This window comes from Clostridium sp. ZBS15 (genome assembly GCF_023845705.1).
In the GTDB taxonomy this organism is placed as follows: domain Bacteria; phylum Bacillota; class Clostridia; order Clostridiales; family Clostridiaceae; genus Clostridium; species Clostridium aquiflavi.
In genome coordinates, this window is sequence record NZ_JAMQHY010000008.1 from 94,495 (window position 1) to 96,931 (window position 2,437).

Here is a 2,437-nt window from a genome sequence, read left to right on the forward strand (position 1 = left end):
GTACCCCTAAAGAATAAAAAATAATCATATGCCGCACCATTATTCCTGCACTGCGTTTGGAAAGGGTGCATGGCTAAAAAAATTGGTGGCTCCAAAGTCGCCTTAGCAATTTTGTTCTTTTATACTAAATTTTATTTTACAGTTTTGAAAGGAGTTTTTTATAATGATAAAAGTAACTTTAAAAGATGGTTCAGTTAAGGAATTTGAAGCTGGATTATCTATATACGAAATAGCAAAATCAATTAGTGAAGGTTTAGCTAGAAACGCTTGTTGTGGTGTTGTTAATAATAAAATTTGTGACCTTAGAAAAGAAATTAATGAAGATATTTCTTTAAGCATATGCACTTTTGATTCTCAAGAGGGTAAAGATGCTGTAAGACATAGTATATCTCATGTTTTAGCTTATGCTGTTAAAAGATTATTTCCTGAAACAAAATTAGCTATAGGACCTTCTATTGCTACTGGTTTCTACTACGATTTTGATAAGGATGTTGCATTTTCAGCTCAAGATTTAGAAAAACTTGAAGCAGAAATGAAAAAAATAATCAAAGAAAACCCTTCAATTGAAAAATTTGAACTTCCAAGAAATGAAGCTTTAGAATTAATGAAGGATGAACCATATAAAGTAGAATTAATCAATGATTTAGATAAAGATGAAATAATCTCATTCTATAAAATTGGTGAATTTACTGATTTATGTGCTGGACCTCACGTTATGTCTTTAAAACCAATTAAAGCAATCAAACTTATTAGAAGTGCTGGTGCTTATTGGAAAGGTGACGAAAAAAATAAAATGCTTACTAGAATATACGGTACTGCTTTCTTAAAGAAATCAGAACTTGACGAATATTTAGAAGCTGTTGAAGAAGCTAAAAAGAGAGATCATAATAAATTAGGTAGAGAACTTAAATTATTTACTACTGATGAAAATGTAGGTCAAGGTCTTCCTTTATTAATGCCAAAAGGAGCTAAGATTGTTCAAACTCTTCAAAGATGGGTTGAGGATGAAGAAGAAAAAAGAGGTTATGTATTAACTAAAACTCCACTTATGGCTAAGAGCGACCTTTATAAAATCTCTGGTCACTGGGATCACTATAAAGATGGAATGTTTGTATTAGGAGATGAAGAAAAGGATGAAGAAGTGTTTGCTTTAAGACCTATGACTTGTCCGTTCCAATATACTATATATAATGCAGAACAACACAGTTATAGAGATCTTCCTATAAGATACGGTGAAACTTCTACTCTATTTAGAAATGAATCTTCAGGAGAAATGCATGGACTTATAAGAGTTAGACAATTCACTTTAGCTGATGGTCACTTAATTGTAACTCCAGAACAATTAGAAGAAGAATTTAAAGGTGTACTTGAATTAATTCAATATCTAATGAAAACTTTAGGAATTGACGAAGATATAAGCTATAGATTCTCTAAATGGGATCCAAATAATACTGAAAAATATATAAATGATCCTGAAGCTTGGAATAAAACTCAAGATACAATGAGAACTATCTTAGATCATTTAAAAATTAATTATGTTGAAGCTGATGATGAAGCTGCATTCTATGGTCCAAAACTTGACTTACAATGTAGAAATGTTCATGGTAAAGAAGATACATTATTCACAGTTCAAATCGACTTTGCTTTAGCTGAAAGATTTGATATGAGCTATATTGATAAAAATGGAGAAAAGAAACGTCCATATATAATTCATAGATCATCAATTGGATGTTATGAAAGAACTTTAGCAATGCTTATAGAAAAATATGCTGGTGCATTCCCTACTTGGCTTTCTCCAGTTCAAGTAAAAGTGTTACCAATATCAGATAAATACAATGATTATGCTGAATCAGTAGTTAAATCATTAAGAAATAAAGGTGTTAGAATTGAAGCTGATTATAGAGCTGAAAAAATCGGTTATAAAATCAGAGAAGCTAGACTTGAAAGAACTCCTTATATCTTAGTTGTTGGAGAAAAAGAAGCTGCTAACAACGAAGTTTCTGTAAGAAGCAGAAAGAATGATGATGAAGGTGCTATGAAATTAGATGCCTTTACTGAAAGACTATTAAATGAAATAGTTACAAAAGAAAGATAATTTCTTTTGATTCATTGAAATAGTTTATGATTTAGTATAAAGCTTATGGACTGAGGAATTTGCTTTAAGAATACTAAAATAAAGCTTAGTCTAATTAATGCATGCTCCCAATGAAACATTGTGACAAGCAATTAATTCAACAAATCTTTATTAAGAATTCTAAAAAGTAAATTCCAATGCCATTACGCTCCTATACTAAATCATAAACATTCATAAATCAAACTTGTAAATTTAAATAATAATATTAAAATAGGAAATTAATTAAAATATCTATCTAGATACATTTTAATTAACTTCCTATTTCTTTATTTTTATTTTTAAAATATGTTGATATATGCAATA

General features: G+C 29.4%; 1 protein-coding gene. It reads left to right on the forward strand.

Annotated features, from left to right (window positions below):
* The first annotated feature begins 163 nt into the window (after positions 1-163).
* Entirely contained in the window at positions 164-2,095 is a 1,932-nt protein-coding gene (thrS, locus tag NG904_RS03855) for a threonine--tRNA ligase (RefSeq protein ID WP_252229887.1), read from the forward strand.
* The last annotated feature ends 342 nt before the right edge of the window (positions 2,096-2,437 follow it).

Excerpts from the sequence above, each read along its gene's own strand:
- thrS (WP_252229887.1), top strand. The coding sequence starts at position 164 with ATGATAAAAGTAACTTTAAAAGATGGTTCAGTTAAGGAATTTGAAGCT.